The 1,573-nt window shown below is 54.9% G+C and carries 1 protein-coding gene; it reads right to left on the bottom strand.

The window, feature by feature from the left end; genetic code table 11:
- Window positions 1–1,201, bottom strand: a 1,201-nt coding sequence (locus ACFHWW_RS33745) for a cation:dicarboxylate symporter family transporter (protein ID WP_379943688.1), incomplete at its 3' end; no start/stop codon positions are given.
- Window positions 1,202–1,573 lie beyond the last annotated feature (372 nt).

Genomic DNA, 1,573 nt, shown 5'->3' with positions numbered 1-1,573 from the left:
CCCATGCCGCGATGGCCACAGCTCCCACACAATTGCCGACGAGATTGAGCGCAATCCGGAAGAATCCCATTAGCTTGTCCACCGATAATATGATTGCCACGCCCAAAACCGGAATTGAAGGAATGGCAGTTAATGTCGCGGCGAGTACGACAATGGCCGAGCCAGGGATGCCGTGTGCGCCCTTCGAGGTCAACAAAGAAACGAGGAGGATCAGAGCGAGAGTTCCACCATCCAAGGGCGTGTTCGTTGCCTGCGCAATGAAGACCACGGCGCACGTCAGCCACATTGAGAATCCATCAAGGTTGAATGAATACCCTGTTGGAATGACGAGCCCGACCGTCGTGTCCTTCACGCCAAGGTGGCGCAGTTTAGCCATCACCAATGGCATGACGGCGTCCGAGGAACTCGAACCCATGGCGATGAGTACCTCGCTCTTAAGGTATGCGACAAACCTCACGAGGCTAAGGCCGCAAAGCCGCATCACGACGGCAAGTACAAGTAGTAGTATTGCGCACGCCACATAGTACGTCAGGACCAGCTGCCCAAGCTGTTGGAGGGTAGCGAATCCAAACTGTCCGACGGTAAACGCCATCGCCCCCGCAACGCCAAGTGGCGAAAGTCGAACAATGAAGCCGACGACACGGAAAAGGACATCGGAAAGACTGTCCATCAATTGACCGACTATCCTACCTTTCTCGCCCGAGAGCAACAACGCGCAGCCGAAGAGAACTGCAAGCAGAAGCACCTGGAGAATGTCCCCCTTCACGAAAGCTGAAATAAAGGTGGAAGGAATGATATTCAGCAGGAATCCTGTCGCGTCGGAAACATGTGATATTTCGCCGACGAAACCTTGCAATGACTTCGGATCCAAGGTGGAAATATCAACATTCATACCGACCCCCGGCTTCAGAGCGTATGTGACGAAGACTCCTATCAGCAAGGCAATTGTCGTGATGATTTCGAAATAGATGATCGTCTTCAGCGCCACGCGCCCCGCGGTTTTCAAATCCCCTGCGTGCAGGATGCCGGTCACAACGAAGCAAAATACAATAGGCGCAAGCATCATCTTGATGAGCTTAATAAATCCTTCTGCCAGCGGCATGAGCTGTACGCCAATGGTTGGGTATACTACACCAATAAGCGTCCCGACTACAAAGCCTATAAGAACCTGGATATGTAACTTCTTGAGTTGTTCGATCAAACTATTCCTCCCACTACTGTTGAAACTGTCTTTGAAACCAAGCCTAGCCAACTGAGTGCGCCTTTGATGCATGCGAGAAAAGCTGATCATCGGATCAGCGTCGCTCGGAAATCAACGACGTTGGTGCCGGGCAGACTCGGGCTGCAAAACCTCGCAGAGGACCCTCGACGACCGCCCGGCGGTGGCTGCGCTCATGCGACCAGCGCGCGGTCAGGCTCTGCGCCACTAGCCGGGGTCGTGTCCCCACAGGTGGTGTAGCTCGGCGGTAGCGAAGCCGCTCGCGAGCGCGCCCTTAACAGCGCCGTAGTGAGCGGGCGGCGGAGCGGTGGTCATCGATGTTCTCCGGTAGGGTCGGGTTGCTGACACCAACCT

Origin of the sequence: Sinorhizobium sp. P24N7 (assembly GCF_042436655.1) — a bacterium.
Classification (GTDB): Bacteria; Pseudomonadota; Alphaproteobacteria; order Rhizobiales; family Rhizobiaceae; genus Sinorhizobium; species Sinorhizobium meliloti_A.
The sequence above is the reverse complement of the archived record's forward strand: the minus strand, read 5'-3'. Positions and strand labels throughout refer to the sequence as shown.